An 18,090-nucleotide genomic window follows, 5' to 3' on the forward strand; every position below is an offset into this window, starting at 1 on the left:
GCGGCTGCATGGTGTTCTGCAAAAGAGAGGGCAGGTTTATGGGGGTTGAGGTGACGGACCTTCTTCATCATGATCACGGGGCTGACATTCTGACTGAGAGTGTCAGAACTTTTATGGCGGCGGAATCCCCGTATGGCTGTGGGCATCCATCAGGGCGAACTGGCCAGATATACCCCTTTAATCGGACGACACATCGGCAGTGCTGACTTATCTTTTGCAGCAATCGTGGAGAGTCGCCAGACCCGCCCCGCAGCTTTCTGTAATCTCTGTTAAAATTGAACCGCTGCGCCACCGTGCAGGATGTTTATTCGGGAGAAACTATGTTGTGGATTTGGAATGCCCTGATTGTTCTGGTCACCGTGGTCGGTATGGAAATTACGGCTGCGCTGGCGCATAAATACATCATGCATGGGTGGGGTTGGGGCTGGCACCTGTCACATCATGAGCCGCACAAAGGCTGGTTCGAGGTCAACGATCTTTATGCCGTCGTGTTTGCCGGATTATCGATTTTGCTGATCTATCTTGGCAGCACAGGTATCTGGCCGTTGCAGTGGATTGGGGCGGGAATGACGCTGTATGGTCTGCTCTACTTTATTGTGCATGACGGGCTGGTGCATCAGCGCTGGCCATTCCGTTATGTACCGCGCCAGGGCTATTTACGCCGCCTCTATATGGCGCATCGCATGCATCATGCAGTACGGGGCAGAGAGGGCTGTGTTTCGTTTGGTTTTCTCTACGCGCCGCCGCTGGAAAAACTGCAGGCGACGCTGCGCGAGCGTCATGGCGCTAAACGGGGCGCTGCCAGAGGTGAGCGGGGCGCGGAGCAGGACGTGTCATCCGGGAAGTAACCGCCTGACCGGATGCGGCCATCAGCAGCGCCAGTTTCTCTGGTGTGCTGGTGGACTGGCGCTGATCCCAGGCCGCAGGACCGGCAGAAACCACCTTGATGCCGATTTTACGATACACCTGTTTTGCTGTTGCAATCGCCCATGCCGAGCGAAGCGGCAGACCAGGCAGCCCTGCCGACGAGGAGTGATAATAGGGTTCAGCAGCCTCTACCAGTCGCCGGGCGATGCGGCTGAGAGCCTGCCGGTGTCCTCTGTCAGCCAGATTCTCACGTGTCAGCCCTTCCTCCGCCAGCCATGTTTCAGGCAGATAACAGCGTCCCGCTTCCGCATCCTCAACAATATCCCGCGCGATATTGGTCAGCTGAAACGCAAGACCCAGGTCACAGGCGCGATCCAGGGTCGCGTTATCGCGTACGCCCATGATCTGCGCCATCATCAGGCCTACCACACCCGCGACGTGATAACAGTAACGCAGCGTATCATCCAGCGTCTGATAGCGCGTCTCATTCACATCCATCGCGAAGCCCGCCAGATGATCGAACGCGTAAGCGGGCAGAATATCGTGCGCCATGGCCACCTCCTGAAAAGCCGCGAAGGCGGGCTCATGCATCTGAGATCCCGCATAAGCCTGGCGGGTTTTTATCTCCAGCTGGTTAAGGCGCTGTTCAGCAGACTGCAGGGAGGGCGTATCGTTGCTGAAACCCAGCACCTGGTCGTCAATCACGTCGTCACAGTGACGGCACCACGAATAGAGCATCAGCACACTGCGCCGCGTTCTGGCATCAAAAAGTTTAGAGGCCGTCGCAAAGCTCTTTGAACCGACCTCCATTGTCTCTACAGCATGATCGAGTAGTGACGGACTGTTCAAGCCAGATCCTCCACCATTAATCCCGCGGTCGCTTTGGCCGAACCAATCACGCCAGGAATACCCGCGCCAGGATGGGTACCCGCGCCGACGAGGTAGAGGTTACTGATATGCTTATCGCGATTGTGAGGCCGGAACCAGGCACTTTGCGTCAGGATCGGTTCTACCGAAAATGCCGAACCCTGATACGCATTCAGCTCATCGCGGAAATCAAATGGCGTAAAGATACGATGCGTCACCAGCTGACTGCGCAGACCTGGCATGTAGTGCGCTTCAAGATAGTCAAAGATGCGATCGCGCAGGCGCGGCCCTTCAACCCCCCAGTCAATATCGGCGGTGCCAAGATGCGGAACCGGCGCGAGAACGTAGTAGCTGCCGCAGCCTTCCGGTGCCAGCGAAGGGTCGGTCACGCAGGGCGCATGCAGGTAGAGTGAGAAATCCTCTGCCAGTGCGTCTTTATTAAAGATCTCATCTATCAACTCGCGATAGCGCGGACCGAAACAGACCGTGTGATGCGCCAGCTGGTCGTGATGATGATTGAGGCCAAAATAGATCACAAACAGCGAGTTACTCATTCGCTTATTCTGCAGGGTTTTTCCCTGCGCGACTGACGCCGGATGCTGGCTCAGTAGTTCACGGTAGGTATGAACCACATCCGCATTAGAGGCAACCGCACGAGTCGGGAAGACGCGGCCATCCTCCAGATGGACGGCGGTAATCTGGTCGTTATGAGTTTCCAGACGGGCAACGCTGGCATTCAGTTCAACTTCGCCGCCCAGATCTTCGAACAGTTTCACCATGCCGCGAACCAGGGCACCGGTTCCGCCGCGCGGGAACCAGACACCCCATTCCCGTTCCAGAGCATGGATCAGGGTGTAGATTGAGGAGGTGGCAAACGGGTTACCGCCGACCAGCAGCGAGTGGAATGAGAACGCCTGACGCAGATGCTCATCTTCAATGTAACCCGACACTTTACTGTAGACGCTGCGCCAGGCTTGCAGTTTCGCCAGCTGAGGCGCCGCTCGCAGCATGTCACGGAACGACAGAAATGGCACGGTGCCAAGCTTCAGGTAGCCTTCGGCAAACACCGCGCGTGAATAGGCCAGAAAGCGACGATAACCTTCGACATCGCGTGGATTAAACGCGGAGATCTGCGCTTCCAGCGCGGGCTGGTCGTTGTCATAGCTGAAGACCTTGCCGGACTCCCAGCAGAGGCGATAAAACGGCCTCACAGGCATCAGTTCAACGTAGTCAGAAAGGTTTTTTCCCGCCAGGGTGAATAACTCTTCAATGGCACTGGGATCGGTGATCACTGTCGGGCCGGCATCAAAGGTAAAACCCTGGTCCTCGTAGACATACGCTCGTCCGCCAGGCTTGTCACGCTGCTCCAGCAGTCGGGTCGGAATACCTGACGCCTGAAGGCGAATTGCCAGTGCCAGGCCACCAAAGCCTGCGCCAATTACCGTAGTTCTGTTCATTGCATCGCCTGTTGACGGTGAGGAGTCATAATAGCCTGTAACGCTGCCAGCACGGGAACCGGCGGTTTGCCGCTTAATATGCGCAGCCGATCAGGCAGTGTGAGTTTTCCCGCATAAAAACGGGCAATGAGACCTTCGGGAAGGCCGTAAAATCGTTGCATGACCTGCCAGCGGCGATCGGCAGGCCCGGCCAGAAATAACATCCGGTTGAGCATGCGGAAAAAACGCTGCTGCTGCCATGTCTGACGGGCAAATTGCGCAATGGCGGTGTGCAGGTCTTCTGAGGTAAACGCTTGCATCTCTGCCAGCCGGTCCGCTAGCGACACTGCCAGCGGCAGGGAGTAACCGGTTGTAGGATGAAACAGGCCTGCACGCAGCCCGCTGCAGGGCAGATCGCGCTTTTGCCAGAAGCTGTCAGCGTCACCCGTTAATGTGATAGGCAGTGCGCCCTGTTCTTCGCGCAGCAGCCGGTCTAACTGCCAGCCCTGCCGGGCGGCGTAGTCGCGAATGTTTTGCCGCGCACGGTCGCTTTCCAGTGTTGCCTTGTCGATATAGTGCGTATCTTCAATCAACAGCGTATCGGCTGAAAAAGGCAGGCTGTAAACGAAGCGATAGCCCGCCTGCTGGTCCACCGTTGCATCCATGATAATCGGACCGGTCAGGCCATGCGGCGCACTGAGCTGCCACTCCTGGCCAACAAACGACTGAAAGCCCATGCACAGTGCGCTGTCGGGCTGATAACCCCGGCCATCAATCACTGCATCGCTTTCTATCACGCGGCCATCCACCAGCGTGACTGCATGTGATGTGACGGCGGCCACGCGGGTGTTCAGTAGCAGGTCCGGGCCGAACCTGTCGTGCATCACCTGCGCAAAGCGCTCTGCGGTGACGCAAAAATAGCCACTGTTCAGGCTGCGATGGCGCTGGGGAAAACGCACCTCATAGCCGGGCCAGTGGTAAGCCACCAGCGGCGTGATCCAGTGATGCTGGTTGTCTGTGAGATCGTCTTCGTGAAACGACCAGGTGTGGCCGGCACCCGGCTCGCTTTCGGCGTCAATCAGCAGGATGCGCAGTGTGGGTCGCTGCTGACGCAGGCGCAGGGCGATTAAGCCGTTAGCCAGTCCGGCGCCCACCAGAATCAGATCATACCGTGGCATACTCGCTCCTGGCGCTGACTGGCTGTCGGTTAGACATGGCCTGTTCGACAATGTCCGCCGCCAGCGCAGTTCCACCCGCCTGATGCAGCGCATCGCGCAGGATTTTCATCTGCTGCCGGTAGCTGTCATCGGCCAGCAACGTCTGCAACTGACGGGCCATCGAGTGGCTGGTGGTAAAGCGCGAGGCGCGGCGTCCAATCCCGTGCCAGACCACCCGTGCGGCCACACCGGGCTGATCGAACGCCAGCGGAATGGTCAGCAGCGGCGTAAGATGCGTGATGGCATCCAGCACGGTGTTCATTCCGCCGTGCGTAATGGCCAGATCGGCCTGAGCCAGTGCCGCCGCCTGGTCGGCAAAATCGACCACCTGAACGTGGTTTGCCTGGGCCAGTTTTTCCACCTGAAAGGGGGTCAGACGGCCACAATGGGCCAGCAGCAACTGCGCGTCGATCTCCTGACAGGCGCGGACAATGGTTTTAAACAGGCCGTAGCGGTGCCCCTGCAGCGTGCCAAGAGAGGCAAAGATACGGGGTTTCCCATCGTCGGCGAAGTAGTGAGGTTGTGTGTCACTGACGCCGCTGTCCAGAGCGCGCAGCGGCCCCACAGAATGGAAATGGTCGGGAAGGGCCTGACGGGGAAAATCCAGCGCCGGAATTAACTGACTGATCTGCGCCAGCGGTGAAAAACAGTGATGCAGCTTCTCCCGGGGCGCGACGCCCATCGCCTGGGCATGACGGGCAATTACCCGGTCGTGGCCGCGCATCAGCCAGTCATAAATTTTTTCGCTGGCACGATAGCGCTCACGCGCCTGATCGCTGTTGCCGTATTCAAATGGCATGACGGCCAGGGGGAAATCCGCCTCACGGTTAAGCGGCAGCGCACAGGCAACCGAGACGTAAGGCAATGCCAGCGCCTCTGCCACCAGGGCGCCCGCGGGCTCCATCTGATCGACAATCACGCCATCAATCGCCAGTGTGTTCAGCACGACCGGCAATTCGCGGCAGAGCATATCGGTGCTGCGGGCCATCTCATTAATCAGTTTCAGCATCGAGGGCCCGAGCGGATGGGCCGCCAGCTTCAGCGTGTGCGCCAGGCTGCCTGCCGGATGAGAGGTTAAACCCAGCGGGAAAAAGCCGATCCGGCTGTCGGTAAGTAACGAGCTGACGTCACTCTGCTGAAGAAAGGTAATCTGATGACCGCGTGCAATCAGGGCCTGGCTAAGATGCTGAAGCGCCTGCACATGGCTATAAAAGGGCGGTGCAATCACCGCAAAGTGGCTCATGCAGCATCCTTAACTGACAGCAGCGAGTTTTTTCTCAAACCAGGCCTGAACAAAATGGTGGGTGGCGTAGCCGTCCTGGCAGGCAGATGAGAGATGTTCGCTGGCACAACGCAGGTGGTCGCGCAGTTGCGTTTCAACAGCCTGTGGCCCCAGCAGATTGACCAGTGTCGATTTCCCCTCGTCTTTATGCGCATCTTTGCCGGTATCGGTCATGCCGTCCATCAGGTCATCCAGCAGCTGAAAAGCCTGGCCCAGATTGAGTGAGAACCGACGCAGCTGCTCACGCGTTTCACCTGACGCTTCCGCTACGATAGAAGCCATCTGCATTGAGGCGCAGAAAAGGGTGCTGGTTTTGTAGTGATTGGTCATCAGAATGGCATCGGCGCTACGTGGCTTGTCGCCCTCTGAAAGATCTTTGAACTGACCCTGTACCAGACCCTGCATGCCGACCGCGAGTGATAATTCGGCGACCGCATCTGCTCTGGCCGCAGCGGTCAGGCCTTCTGCCACAGCAATCACGCCAAATGCTTTACTCAACAGTGCAACGGCAGCAAGAATCGCTACATGTTCACCATACTGACAGTGAATGGTCGGACGCCCGCGCCGCAGCTGCGCGTCATCCATGCAGGGCATGTCATCCAGGATCAGCGAGGCGGCATGTACCATCTCTACTGCGCAGGCGAGATCCAGCAGACCGGCAGGCGTGGCGCGGCAGCCCAGGTCACGTGCCGCCAGCATCAACAGTAATGGACGGATGCGCTTTCCTGGTGCCAGCGCACCGTCGCGCATCGCTGCACCTACCAGGTCGCGTTCACTTTCAACCGGTAAAAGCTGGTCGAGCCGTTGCTCAATCTCTTTCAGCAAAGTGGCTGCATCGCTGTGTATGAAACTGACGTGTTGTTCTGCACAGGCCGTCATCAGGGCTGTCCTTATCTACAGAGGAAGTCACAGCAGTTCGAAATGATTCGATGCCATCTTCAATACTCGTCCCCGACTGCCATCATACTGCGGGCATGTTTTAAAAAAACGGCGGGTGAATCCATTATCACTAAGCGTAGTTCAGGATGATAAAAATGTTGGAGAATTCAGGCGCATTCCGCGTTTTGCAGTCAATGCAGATGCATAATTCAGCGTGGATCAGCCCAGTAAAGCATGCAGCTGTTTCATCACGCTGGCGACATCCTCTGCGGATAATGCGCCATCTTTAGCGAAGCGCACAATACCCTGTGGATCAATCACCAGAACGGAGGCGCTTTCCGGCTGCAGCTGCCAGCGATGCGCGGTGACGCCACTGCTGTCGATAATAAACTGTTGCCCGGGGTCCGCTTTTTTACTGGAGGCGATACTGCGCACCACAAAAAGCGCACTGCCGGGCAGGGCATCGTCTGTATTGACGATGGTGGTGGTCTGGAAGCGATCCCGCGGTAGTCTGGCCTGCTGGATAGCTGCGATAAGAGGGGCACTCTGATCCTTCGCAGAAAGTCGCCCCGCGACATGAATCACCAGCCGGACCTTTCCGGCCAGTGACTGACTATTCCAGCGCTGATAATGAATGTCGCCCTGACGTAATACCATTTCGCCTTTTTCGGCAATAAAAACGGAAGGAACAGGCTGACCTGTCTTCAGCCTATCCGCCGTGGCAAAACCGGAAAACAGTAAAGCAATCATCAATCCATAATGGCGCACGCGTTCCTCACTTTTTAACAGTCTGCAGCAGGCAACATTTCTGATCATCAGGCAGATGATTAGTATCACATCTATGTTTCAGATCAATAAAAGCATTGAAGATTTGGGCTAAAAATGCGGGGATGGGTTAATTAACATGAGGTGTAAAATGAGCAAGGTACTGATGACGCTACCTGAATTTGCCTGTTATATCGGCATCAACACGCCGACGCTGGCACGCGCGTTCTGCTGCCGGGGATCGCTGGCCGGTGTGCCACTGCCTCAGGCGATGGATGATGCCCCGCTGACGGAACGCCACTGGCTGAGCGACGATGTGCGTCAGTTTAATAACGCCTATAAGCGGGTGCAGGCAAGACGGCAGCGTGGCGAACACTGAACCGCTTTTTGCCGGGGCGGAATGCCGTATCGGCACAGCGGGCCAATCAGGATTTTCCATTGCCGCGCGTCTTTTCCTTTTTCGGGCGGGGCGTTCTGCGTCGGGCAAGGCGGGTCAGACCGGATAATCGGGTTTCACCAGAAAACAGACCAGATTAGCATCCCGTTCGCCCGCAATTTCCACACCGTGCCCGGAACCGGTGAGCACATCGCCGCGACCCAGCTGCTGGTCACCGACGCGGATGATGCCTTCCAGCACCGTCAGCCAGGCGATAAAGCCAGGCATCGCGGGCACCTCCAGTGACTGATTACGCTCCAGTAGCGTGTCATAGATGTAAGCTGCCTGGCGCAGTTCCAGCGGGGCGTCGGATGTTTCCGGCCCGGCCAGCTCGGTCCAGCCGTTAGTCATAATTCCCTGGTCGCGCTCCAGCACCTGAGTCATGGCTTCGCCACCGGGTTGTGAGGGTCGGATAACCGCCTGCAGCAGCTCAGCCTCAAACAATGGCACCGACTCCTCATATTGCACGCCTTCGCCAGCATTAACGACCATGACCCGTTTTGCCGAGAGCTGCGTCCGCTCGCCGTTACTGTCCTGATGCTGCATCGAACCGCGCCACAGGTATGTGAACACCTCTTCATCCTGATGCTGCTGCATCGGCATGCGGGCATCCAGTTTCAGTGACATCAGGTCAACGCTGAGCAGGGGGCTCAGGGCCTCGCCGGGACGCTGACGACGGACAGTGAAGGGGCCGTATTCAAACAACTGTTTGGGGTTTGCACGTACAATGTTCATGATTTGCTCTTTATTAACTGGAGTTCAATCGATCATAGACTCCGAATGGAAAATGAGAAGCCGGGATTATTGCCCGGCTTCGTCAGTGATTTCGAATAAAAGCCGCAGAGCGAACTATTTGCCCTGTTCGTCGCTTTCTCCAAGGAAGAAGTACCAGAGCGGAATGGACAGCAGCCCGGTAAAGACCGTGGAGTAGAGCAGGATCATCATCGCCTGGGTGATATACATGGTCAGCGACCAGTGGCTGAAGGGGATCTGATACTGATCGATTACGCCGCCGATCATGGCATTCGCCATCACTGAAATCACGATCAGCGCCAGCACCGTCACGCTGCGCAGGAAATAGCGCATCTCTTTGCGTTTCACGGCAAAACGTGACTGGACGATAGCCAGCGGAGACTGTTTATCGGGTGCCGTATCCACGCGGACAATCCGGGCGCGCCGGGCGCTGCGCCAGCGCTGGATATCCAGCAGCACCAGTACCAGCAGGCTTGCGCCCATCACCGGCAGCGCATAGCCCAGCGCCAGTGCCACGATCAGGCTGGTGCCCTGCGCATAGCGCGGCATCGCCAGCCAGGCGGAGAGCAGCGTCTGCGCGGGACTGAGCTGCGGCACCGCCGGACGGCGGATCCACCACATCCGGTAGCCCAGCACAATCATCGCACAGAGGCCGAAGCCAAAAAATGCCAGGATCAGCTGATTCGCCAGGCCAAACAGCACGCCCATGTGCGCATCCACACCCCAGCGGGTCAGTTTTGCCACCAGCGGGAAGTGGGCGAACTCCACTCGGTCAACCACACTTAAATCAGTCGGGTTAATCGATACCGCATCGACCTGACTGGGCCAGCGGCGGTCAATTTCTGAAACGGTCCATGCCTGATGTTGCTTTTTAGGCTGGCGCAGCTCCAGTTTTGCCGCATCTATTCCCGCCTCACGCGCGGCGGCAAGCACCTGATCCCATCGGGCATCTGGCTGATTCGGCATGACAGTCGCGGCAGTTTTAGCGGGCATCGTCATATCGGCCATAGTCATACCTGCCATTGTGCCGCGATGATCGGCGTGCGGATCGGCAGATTCAGCCGGCGCTTCACCGTTCAGCGCAGTATTCACCTGCGGCGTTTTCCAGCCGAAGTCACTGCGCATTTTTTCGATGTTGTTGCCCGCCCACTGCGACCAGGTCAGACCGGTGACAGAGAAGAACACCAGCCCCACCGCCAGAAGCAGCCCCAGCGTAACGTGCCAGTAGCGGGTAGCGGCAAACCCGCTGCGAGCCTTAACGCGTTTGCGTGGCCGGGTGCCCGCCCATAAAACGATGCCACCCAGAGCGGCAACCCACAGCCATGAGGCCGCCAGCTCGCTGTAGTTCCGGCCAACATCACCCAGCAACAGGCCGCGATGAAGTTGATCCAGCCACATGCGCAGCGGTAGCACACCGCTGGTGCCATAGACCGTCATATCCCCTTTCACCTGAAGGGTATAGGGATCGATAAACAGCGAGCGCGACTCTGACGGACCCAGTTCCGGCCCGCTAAACTGTACGCGGGTCGTATCCTGCGGACCAGGCGCTGGCCGGACAGCGTAGATATGCGCTGATTCCCCGACGCGCATACGTGCGGCGCCAATCTGGGCTGAAAGCGGCTGGGCCGCACCCTGCGGTTCGGCTGTCAGGGCATCATGATAGATTGCCTTTTCCAGCTGGGGCGTCAGGACATAGAGCGTTCCGGTGAGGGCAGCGACAAAAATAAACGGCGCAATGAACAGGCCGATGTAAAAATGCAGCCGACGCAGCAGGTTAAACAGCGTGCCGCGTGGTGCAGGAGAGATTTCCTGAGAAGAGGACATAGCATTCCACACTTTTCAAAAGATAAAGGCGATCAGGTGACATTGTCACTTAATCGAATCATTCAGCGGTGAGTGCGATGTAAAATGGGCGGTGCACGCGGCCTGTTCAGGCGCCATTGTCGCCGCCGCTGTGGCACTGCGACTGCCGGGGCAGGCGGCGCGCGGCTTATCAGGCACATCCACCAGATAAAGGGGATAAAGACCCAGAGCATCAGCGGCACATGGACCAGCAGGTCGCAGTAGCCGCAGGCAAAACCCATATCGCTCATTGCGGGGTTCATTGCCGGCATGTCGCTGGAATGATGCATCATCGGCATCTCTGCGCTCATAGCGGACATACCCGGCATGTCCGCCATCATGGCGTGATGCTCAGCGAGATTCTTCGAGATCATCGGTGCAACAAACAACAGCAGCACGGCCAGTATCGCAATACAGGCAGTGAGGCGTTGTCTGAGTAAAGATCTCGGCATTATTTCAGTGAACGTAACAGGGTCAGAATTCAGGGCGGCAGTGTAACGCGAAGGGGGGTAAAGCGTTAAATAAAGTGGCTTCAGATGCGAAAAAATTCGCACTCTTTGGACATATTCACTTTAATTTCAGCATTATTTAACTTAATTATTACCCGGTAAATACATACAAATAACATAAAGACGCTGGCTGTGTTTAACCGGAATCTATAAAGGACGAAATATGAAAATTGTGATGCTGGATGGTGAAACCCTGCCTCTCTCCCTGCCCACCGGGCAAATACAGGCCGACTGGGAAATTCGTCCGCAGACCTCAGCGAATGATGTCGTCCCGGCACTGACCGGTGCGACGGTGGCGATCACTAACAAGGTGGCGCTGCGGGCAGAGACGCTGGAAAAACTGCCTGAGCTGCGCTTCATCTGCGTCGCGGCCACCGGCTATGACTGTATTGACCTCGACGCCTGTCGTGCGCGTGATATCCTGGTCAGTAATGTACCGGGCTATTCCACTCAGAGCGTCTCAGAGTCCGTGATTGCCGCGATTTTTGCCCTGCGCCGTCAGTTGATGGCATACGCCCTGAATACGCGCATCGACTGGCCGCAGGCTGCCCATTTCTGCCTGCATCGTCAGACGATTCAGGATATCGCGGGCGCAACGCTGGGTATCGTCGGAAAAGGCGATATCGGGCAGGCGGTCGGACGGCTGGCGCAGGCGCTGGGCATGCAGGTACAGTACGCCGAGCGCAAAGGCAGCGATCGGATACGCGAAGGTTACGTCAGCTTTGAACAGATGCTGGCGACCAGCGATATTATCTCACTGCACTGTCCGCTGAGCGAACAGACCCGCCAGCTGATCGACCGGCAGACGCTGAGTCAGATGAAACCTCATGCGCAACTGATTAACACTGCACGCGGCGGACTGATTAACGAAGACGATCTGGCGGCGGCGTTAAAGCAGGGAGTCATTGGCGGTGCGGCGCTGGATGTGCTGAGCAGCGAACCCCCCACGGCAGATAATCCGCTGCTGGCCGACCTGCCGACCCTGTTGCTGACACCACATATCGCCTGGGCCAGCCGCAGCGGTGTGGAGAATCTGGTATCGGGCGTGATGACTAACATAGCGGCCTTTGTTCAGGGCCAGCCCGTAAATCTGGTGAACTGAGGCTGACATTCAGGTTCCGGACCGCCTGTCAGGCCCAGGGAATGCTCTGGCAGGCGTAAACCTGTCCCGTCAAGGGCTTCAGGCTCGGCGCTCACGTCTGACTTAAATCTTCCGGCACGTCTCGTAACATTCAGCCAGACCCGTTTACTCTGCGGGTGAATCAGGCTGTTAACACGTGAATCTGTTCCGGTGAGAGTCATCGCGCGTTTCAATGACAGAGCCTGACTCAGGCTGCTTATGTCGGTTTCCCCATTGGTTTAATCAGGCATATTTACGGCGTGCATCTGCCTGGCGGGTATCGTTGTGTTTCCAACATTGACCAGAATACGTACAGGATGTCGCCTTGCTCAGGGACGGCAAACGCCGTCGCAGAGAACCGCGGGGAAAGGGATTCGGCTGATGGTAAAAAGAGAGGGTACACCCACGCCGGATGATCCGACCTCCGGGCAGTTTCAGACACAGCCTGATATTGCCCGCGACGTAAGGCTATCACTCTTCATCGCAGATAGTTTCGCGGATACACTACATTCTGCAGGCGGGCGAAACGGCTGACGCCGAAGCCTTTGTTCGTGAGCTGGCACACCCTGTGCCGCAACATGGAGATGCACTGATGACTACTGCACAACAGCGTGAGCAAAAAGGCGAGCGTAAAGCCGCACTGAGAATGGCCCTCACGATGCTGCAGAACGGCGTGAAGCGTTCTGTCTTCATGAAGCCATGAAGATTTAGCGGAGATCGGGCATTAAGCCCATCGCAGCAACGGGGCGGTCATGACCGCCTCTGCCAGACCTGGCAGGCTGCTGCCCGCCCCGGTCATTGCCCACCCTATTGCTGATTGTTGCGGTTTGCTGGCGTGACGACGCCATGAGGCGCAGGCCAGCCTCAGAATATCGAGCGGCCCAGTTTTTCGGTCAATAACTCCAGCGCTGCGGTGCCCGCCAGCGAGTTGCCTGCGCTGTCCAGCCCCGGCGACCAGACGGCAATGCTCATCTCGCCCGGAATGATGGCAATGATCCCCCCGCCGACGCCGGATTTCGCGGGCATGCCGACCCGCCATGCAAATTCCCCTGCGCCATCGTACATGCCGCTGGTGATCATTAATGCATTGATCTGTCGCGCCTGACGCGGGGTGATCATCTCACTGCCATCCAGTGTCCGGCCCTGATTTGCCAGATAGATAAAGGTGCGCGCCAGCTCCACGCAGCTCATCGAGAGCGAGCAGTAGTGGAAATAGGTCTGCATCACGCTGGTGACATCGTTGTCAAAATTCCCGAAAGACTTCATCAGCCAGGCGATGGCGGCATTGCGCGCGGAGTGCTCGAACTCCGAGCGGGCAACGTGGCGGTCGTAGTTGATATCGGGCTGCTGACTCAGTTGCCTGACGATCTCCAGCATCCGCTGACGCGGCGCGGTCAGGCGGGTTTCCAGCAGATCGCAGATTACCAGCGCACCGGCATTGATAAAGGGATTACGCGGCTTGCCCTGTTCCAGTTCCAGCTGCACCAGCGAATTAAAGGGCTGACCGGACGGCTCTTTACCAACGCGCTGCCAGATTTCACTGTCGTCATAGCGCGTCAGCGCCACCGTCAGGGACAGCGCTTTGGAGATCGACTGAATAGAGAAGCGCGTTTCAGCATCGCCCGCCTGAAAGAGTGTGCCATCCCGCAGACAGACTGCCATGGCGAGATGGTCAGGAGCCACATCCGCCAGGGCAGGGATATAGTTCGCCACTTTCCCCTGATGAACCAGCGGACGCACCTGTTCCAGCACCTCCTGCAGCAGAGCATTATTCAGTTCAGACACGCACCTTTCTCCTGTCGGTTACGGGCCGCCCGCGATGCCGCGCATCAGCGAACTGCCATGAATAGTATGAGCGGCGGGCCGCCCTTAGCTGATAGTTTTTGACTGCGCCGCCAGCGGTGCCAGCAGCATCTGTAACAGGCTCAGCAGCGTCAGCATGCCAAAGGGCAGCGTCCAGCTCCCGCTCTGCTCATGCAGTACGCCGAAAAAGAGTGGCCCGAGTGCCGCCAGCGCATAGCCGACACACTGCGCCATGCCGGACAGCTGTGAGGCCTGACGATGGCTGCCAGCGCGCAGGTTGAACAGCGAGAGGCAGAGCACCAGCGAGGCGCCAGCCCCCAGCCCGGCCAGCGTCAGCCAGACGATGGCCCACTGCGGATAGAGCAGTAAGCCCAGTAGGCCGAGAAAAATGCAGGAGGAGGCCACAAACGCGGTGATCCGGGCGTCGTTTACCCGCTTCAGCGCCACCATGCATCCCAGGTTAGCGACGATTGCGACTGCCTGATACCAGAACAGCAACCAGCCAGCCTGTGTCTGGCTGAACCCTTTATCCTGGGCAAACAGGCTGAACCAGTCGATCAGGGTATAAAACGCCAGCGACTGCAGCGCCATAAACAGGGCGATATGCCAGCCACCCGCTGAGCGCCAGGGGTGGCGCTGCGGAATTGAAACCTCCGCAGCGGCGGAGGCAGGCTGAGGCTGGCGTAACAGCGGCAGCCAGGCAAACAGCGCCACCAGCCCGGGCAGCGCCCAGATCACCAGCGAGAGCCGCCAGCCCGCCGCCGAAATCTGACTTAGCGGCACGGCGATGCCGGAGGCCAGGCTGGCGGTAATCGACATTGTGGCGGCATACAGGCCGATGTAGCGGGCGGTGTGCGCGGTAAAGTCGCGTTTAATCAGCGGCGGCAGCAGTACGTTGGCGGCGGCGATACCTGCACTGAGCAGCAGCGTGCCGCTCCACAGCGCCGCTTCGGCCGGAAACCAGCGCAACAGCGAACCGGCCGTGATCAGGCACAGTGCGCCCCATAAACAGCGTATCAGACCGACCCGGTTGCCCAGCCAGGCGGCCGGCGGCGCGAGCAGAGCGAACAGCATCAGCGGAATAAAGTTAAACAGACCCGCTTCCCCGGCGCTGAGCCCGAACGTCTGGCGGATATCCTGTAAAACCGGACCAGTGACGGTGATTGGCGCCCGCAGATTAGCGGCGGTGATAAGCAGAACGAACAGGAAAAAGGCGGCGCTGGAAAACGCAGCGTGAGGTCGTACGGCGTGCTGTTCGGGCATCATGGCAGGGATCATCACAGGCAGCAGTGCTGCGGGGGCGTTGGTTGACGTTAACGCTTACGCATCAGAGTTGATGTCTGGACGCTACTTTACTGACCGGCTGGCAGCGTGTAAAGCCTTGTTATGCGATGAAATAACGCAATGCCGATCCTGCCACATGGCTCACAGAATCACGGCTAATGAAATTCCGGTTCGGGAAAATGACCACAATCATTCTGACTGGTCGACGAACCTGGCTGACAGGTCTGCTGCCGGGTTTCAGCCGCCGGCACCGGCCTTTCAGCGTGCCATGGCGCACTGCAGGCACTGAGAAGGGAAACCAGCATCATTGCACTATAAAGACGCATCACTGCTCCTTATCCACCGTCATGAGGAAAATCACGTCGGTGAGTGCAGTATGCAGGTCAGGGACGTCTTCCCTGAGTCTGGTTGAAAAGTGAGTTAAGTCAATTAAAACAGGGCAAACATCAGCGCCACAGGGAAGCTCATCGGCCATGTCGCGCCGACCAGAAAGGCACTCAGCAGTTTAATACTCAGCTTGTCTTTGGCGATGAAAAAGGTGATCAGCGTAGCGAACAGTGCAACAACGGCATAAAAAATCAGCATACCCTGGTACAGTGTCATTGTTCTCTCCGCAGTGTCAGTCAGGTTTTGCTGCGCATGATGCGTATTTTTGTGATCCAGATCAAGTAGGGCGGGGTTTAGCATCTAAAGAAATCAGGAGGAAAGTGGCATAGCACGTCGGAGTGAGCCGACGTTACTTCAGGCGATTTCAGCCTGAAAACCGGCGTCAGAATGCTGCTTAAACCCTTGCAGAGAGGCGCTGTCGCCGCCTGACTACCGCTGGCGAAATGGTTTACCGCACTGAAAACATTAAACCCATCGGTGAGCGTGTGGTGTGGCGTTGAGTTCAGCGCAGCTTTTCTCCATCCCATTCGGGTATCTATGCGTTGACACCGCCGCAGGCATCAGCCAGCGCCTTCTGCCCGGCCGCCTCAGCCGTTGTCCTTCTTGCTTCTGCATAAAAAGTGCCTGATTCGCGGTCAGACCTTGTAGTAAGCCCTGTAAATCAGCGAAAAATGGCCTCTGCCAGACAGGCTCTCTGACCGCAGCTATCTCACGCCTGGCTGAGGTGTGCAACACTGATTAATCTGTTACCCGACACGTCCATGAGGAAAAATAGATGACACGATTTGTAATGAACAAAAAGGATGATCTCGTCGACAGCGCGTTAGACGGCATGATTTACGCCAGCCCATGGCAAAACCTGGTCCGGCTGCAGGTCGATCCGCACATTCGCATCGTGATGCGTCATGACTGGAAAAAGCAGCAGGTTGCCCTGATTTCCGGTGGCGGATCCGGACATGAACCCGCCCACGTCGGCTTCATTGGCAAAGGGATGCTGACGGCGGCCGTATGTGGTGATGTGTTTGCTTCGCCCAGCGTTGATGCAGTCTATAACGCCATCCTTCACCTTACCGGTGAGGCGGGATGTCTGCTGATTGTAAAAAATTATACTGGCGACAGGCTGAATTTCGGTCTGGCTGCTGAAAAAGCCCGCAATGCGGGCTTCAGCGTCAACATTGTTATTGTGGGTGACGACGTAGCGTTGCCCGACAATCCTCAACCGCGCGGAGTCGCGGGAACGCTACTGGTACATAAAGTGGCAGGTTTTGTCGCGGAGCGCGGTGGCGATCTGGCCGCGGTCACAGAGGCGGCTGACGCTGCGAGCCGGGCCATTGCTACGATGGGCGTGGCGCTCTCCGGCTGTCATCTGCCGGATGAGGAGAGCAGTGAGCGCGTACCCGACGGCAGCGTTGAAATGGGGCTGGGGATCCATGGCGAGCCGGGCGTGGATGTTATGCAGACGCAGAACGCTCAGCAGCTCGTACAACATCTTCTGGAGAAGGTAATGCCGGATAACGATCAGCGATGTGCGCTGCTGGTTAACAATCTTGGTGGCATGTCAGCACTGGAGATGAGCCTGGTGACGCGTGAGCTGATCGCCTCGCCGCTCAGCCAGCAGTGCGATTATCTGATTGGTCCGGCCCCACTGATGACCGCGCTGGATATGAAAGGCTTTTCCGTTACCTGTCTGACGCTGAACCCGCTCCTTGAAGAGGCGATCTGTGCGCCAGTTGAAGTCACCGGCTGGGTTGATGCGGTGAAGATCGTCCCGCTTGCGCCTGTTGTGGTCACCCGTGAGGCCAGTGCGCAGCCCGCGCAACCCTCCGATAACCCGCAGGTTGCGGCAATGGTTAATGCTATCTGCGATACCCTGATTGCCAGCGAAGGCGAGCTGAACAGACTGGATGCTCAGGTCGGTGATGGCGACACAGGGTCCACTTTTGCGGTCGGCGCGCGCCAGTTACAGCGCGAATGCGCAGATCGTCAACTGCCATTAAATGCCTTATCTGATTTGCTGGCGGTTACCGGTGAACGCCTGGCAACCGTGATGGGGGGGTCCAGCGGCGTGCTGATGGCGATCTTTTTCACCGCTGCGGCTCAGCAGCTGGCCGGCGGGGACACGCTGCCGGTAGCGTTGCAGCACGGCCTGGATAAGATGAAGCAGTATGGTGGCGCCCGACCGGGTGATCGCACGATGATCGATGCGCTGCAACCGGCTATTGAGGCGCTGGTGGCGGGTCAGTCACTGGCGGCAGCGGCAGACGCTGCACAGCAGGGCAGTGACGCCACCGCCGGAATGGGTAAAGCCAATGCGGGGCGATCTTCTTACCTCAACAGTGCAAATCTTCACGGCGTGCCGGATCCGGGCGCGGTCGCCGTTGCCCGGGTCTTTGCGGCATTAGCGCAGCTCTGACTGTCAGGCACATCAGGACAGGGAACGCCCGGATCAGCCGTCCTGCAACAGGCTGATGCCACCCGTTTCCCTGACTGATTCAGCCTGAGCGGCGGTGTTTCCCGGCACCCGGCGTTTATCCGCCGCTTAGCGCGGCTTCCTGCAGCGGGTTGATCGGCTGAGCACGACAGCGATCACGTTTCCTCATCAGGAAACAGCGGGGCGCCGGGGCAACAGCGCGAAAGCCGTTA

General features: G+C 57.9%; 16 protein-coding genes and 1 pseudogene. 5 read left to right on the forward strand and 12 right to left on the reverse strand.

Annotated features, from left to right (window positions below):
• The first annotated feature begins 320 nt into the window (after positions 1-320).
• Positions 321-848 (forward strand): sterol desaturase family protein, encoded by a 528-nt coding sequence (locus ACLHDD_RS19260; protein WP_427105438.1) that lies wholly within the window; start codon positions 321-323, stop codon positions 846-848.
• Here ACLHDD_RS19260 and crtB read toward each other — a convergent pair.
• The 6 genes from crtB to ACLHDD_RS19290 all read right to left on the reverse strand — a co-directional run bounded on the left by crtB (position 787) and on the right by ACLHDD_RS19290 (position 7,298).
• Complete coding sequence (gene crtB, locus ACLHDD_RS19265; protein ID WP_427105439.1) at positions 787-1,716, reverse strand: 15-cis-phytoene synthase CrtB; 930 nt, start codon at positions 1,714-1,716, stop codon at positions 787-789. The genes ACLHDD_RS19260 and crtB overlap by 62 nt on opposite strands.
• Positions 1,713-3,191, reverse strand: a complete 1,479-nt coding sequence (locus ACLHDD_RS19270; protein ID WP_427105440.1) for a phytoene desaturase — start codon at positions 3,189-3,191, stop codon at positions 1,713-1,715. The genes crtB and ACLHDD_RS19270 overlap by 4 nt, the downstream gene beginning before the upstream one ends.
• Positions 3,188-4,348 carry a lycopene beta-cyclase CrtY gene (gene crtY, locus ACLHDD_RS19275; protein ID WP_427105441.1) on the reverse strand — a complete coding sequence of 387 codons (1,161 nt, stop codon included), beginning with the start codon at positions 4,346-4,348 and terminating at the stop codon, positions 3,188-3,190. The genes ACLHDD_RS19270 and crtY overlap by 4 nt, the downstream gene beginning before the upstream one ends.
• Positions 4,335-5,630 (reverse strand): glycosyltransferase, encoded by a 1,296-nt coding sequence (locus ACLHDD_RS19280; protein ID WP_427105442.1) that lies wholly within the window; start codon positions 5,628-5,630, stop codon positions 4,335-4,337. The genes crtY and ACLHDD_RS19280 overlap by 14 nt, the downstream gene beginning before the upstream one ends.
• A gap of 9 nt (positions 5,631-5,639) precedes the next feature.
• Positions 5,640-6,548: a polyprenyl synthetase family protein gene (locus ACLHDD_RS19285; RefSeq protein WP_427105443.1), complete on the reverse strand. Its 909-nt coding sequence runs from the start codon at positions 6,546-6,548 to the stop codon at positions 5,640-5,642.
• A 219-nt stretch (positions 6,549-6,767) separates the two neighbouring features.
• Positions 6,768-7,298 (reverse strand): YtfJ family protein, encoded by a 531-nt coding sequence (locus tag ACLHDD_RS19290; RefSeq protein WP_427105444.1) that lies wholly within the window; start codon positions 7,296-7,298, stop codon positions 6,768-6,770.
• Between the two features lie 166 nt (positions 7,299-7,464).
• Here ACLHDD_RS19290 and ACLHDD_RS19295 point away from each other — a divergent pair, with 166 nt between their 5' ends.
• Positions 7,465-7,692 carry a hypothetical protein gene (locus tag ACLHDD_RS19295; protein WP_427105445.1) on the forward strand — a complete coding sequence of 76 codons (228 nt, stop codon included), beginning with the start codon at positions 7,465-7,467 and terminating at the stop codon, positions 7,690-7,692.
• Between the two features lie 114 nt (positions 7,693-7,806).
• On the opposite strand, the gene ACLHDD_RS19300 is transcribed toward ACLHDD_RS19295, so the two are convergent.
• The 3 genes from ACLHDD_RS19300 to ACLHDD_RS19310 form a co-directional block, all read right to left on the reverse strand.
• A complete protein-coding gene (locus tag ACLHDD_RS19300) occupies positions 7,807-8,484 on the reverse strand; it encodes a pirin family protein (RefSeq protein ID WP_427105446.1) in 678 nt (225 codons plus the stop codon).
• 114 nt (positions 8,485-8,598) lie between these two features.
• The gene (locus tag ACLHDD_RS19305) at positions 8,599-10,326 is read right to left on the reverse strand and encodes a DUF2534 family protein (protein WP_427105447.1); all 1,728 of its coding nucleotides are present in this window, start codon (positions 10,324-10,326) and stop codon (positions 8,599-8,601) included.
• Between the two features lie 62 nt (positions 10,327-10,388).
• Complete coding sequence (locus ACLHDD_RS19310; protein ID WP_427105448.1) at positions 10,389-10,796, reverse strand: DUF2946 domain-containing protein; 408 nt, start codon at positions 10,794-10,796, stop codon at positions 10,389-10,391.
• Positions 10,797-11,016: 220 nt separating this feature from the next.
• On the opposite strand from ACLHDD_RS19310, the gene ACLHDD_RS19315 reads away from it, so the two are divergent.
• Both ACLHDD_RS19315 and ACLHDD_RS19320 read left to right on the forward strand, forming a co-directional pair.
• On the forward strand, positions 11,017-11,955 hold the full coding sequence (locus ACLHDD_RS19315) for a D-2-hydroxyacid dehydrogenase (RefSeq protein ID WP_427105449.1): 939 nt from the start codon (positions 11,017-11,019) through the stop codon (positions 11,953-11,955).
• Positions 11,956-12,439: 484 nt separating this feature from the next.
• Positions 12,440-12,676: pseudogene (locus tag ACLHDD_RS19320) on the forward strand (ISNCY family transposase); the annotation flags it as partial.
• A gap of 161 nt (positions 12,677-12,837) precedes the next feature.
• Here ACLHDD_RS19320 and glsB read toward each other — a convergent pair.
• The 3 genes from glsB to ACLHDD_RS19335 all read right to left on the reverse strand — a co-directional run bounded on the left by glsB (position 12,838) and on the right by ACLHDD_RS19335 (position 15,663).
• Positions 12,838-13,758, reverse strand: a complete 921-nt coding sequence (gene glsB, locus ACLHDD_RS19325) for a glutaminase B (RefSeq protein ID WP_427105450.1) — start codon at positions 13,756-13,758, stop codon at positions 12,838-12,840.
• Positions 13,759-13,842: 84 nt separating this feature from the next.
• On the reverse strand, positions 13,843-15,042 hold the full coding sequence (locus ACLHDD_RS19330; protein ID WP_427105451.1) for a CynX/NimT family MFS transporter: 1,200 nt from the start codon (positions 15,040-15,042) through the stop codon (positions 13,843-13,845).
• 447 nt (positions 15,043-15,489) lie between these two features.
• The gene (locus ACLHDD_RS19335; RefSeq protein WP_009093071.1) at positions 15,490-15,663 is read right to left on the reverse strand and encodes a GhoT/OrtT family toxin; all 174 of its coding nucleotides are present in this window, start codon (positions 15,661-15,663) and stop codon (positions 15,490-15,492) included.
• A 559-nt stretch (positions 15,664-16,222) separates the two neighbouring features.
• Between ACLHDD_RS19335 and ACLHDD_RS19340 the strand changes: the two genes are divergently transcribed.
• On the forward strand, positions 16,223-17,860 hold the full coding sequence (locus ACLHDD_RS19340; RefSeq protein ID WP_427105452.1) for a dihydroxyacetone kinase subunit DhaK: 1,638 nt from the start codon (positions 16,223-16,225) through the stop codon (positions 17,858-17,860).
• The last annotated feature ends 230 nt before the right edge of the window (positions 17,861-18,090 follow it).

This window comes from Pantoea sp. NSTU24, assembly GCF_050157905.1.
Taxonomy (GTDB): Bacteria; Pseudomonadota; Gammaproteobacteria; order Enterobacterales; family Enterobacteriaceae; genus Pantoea.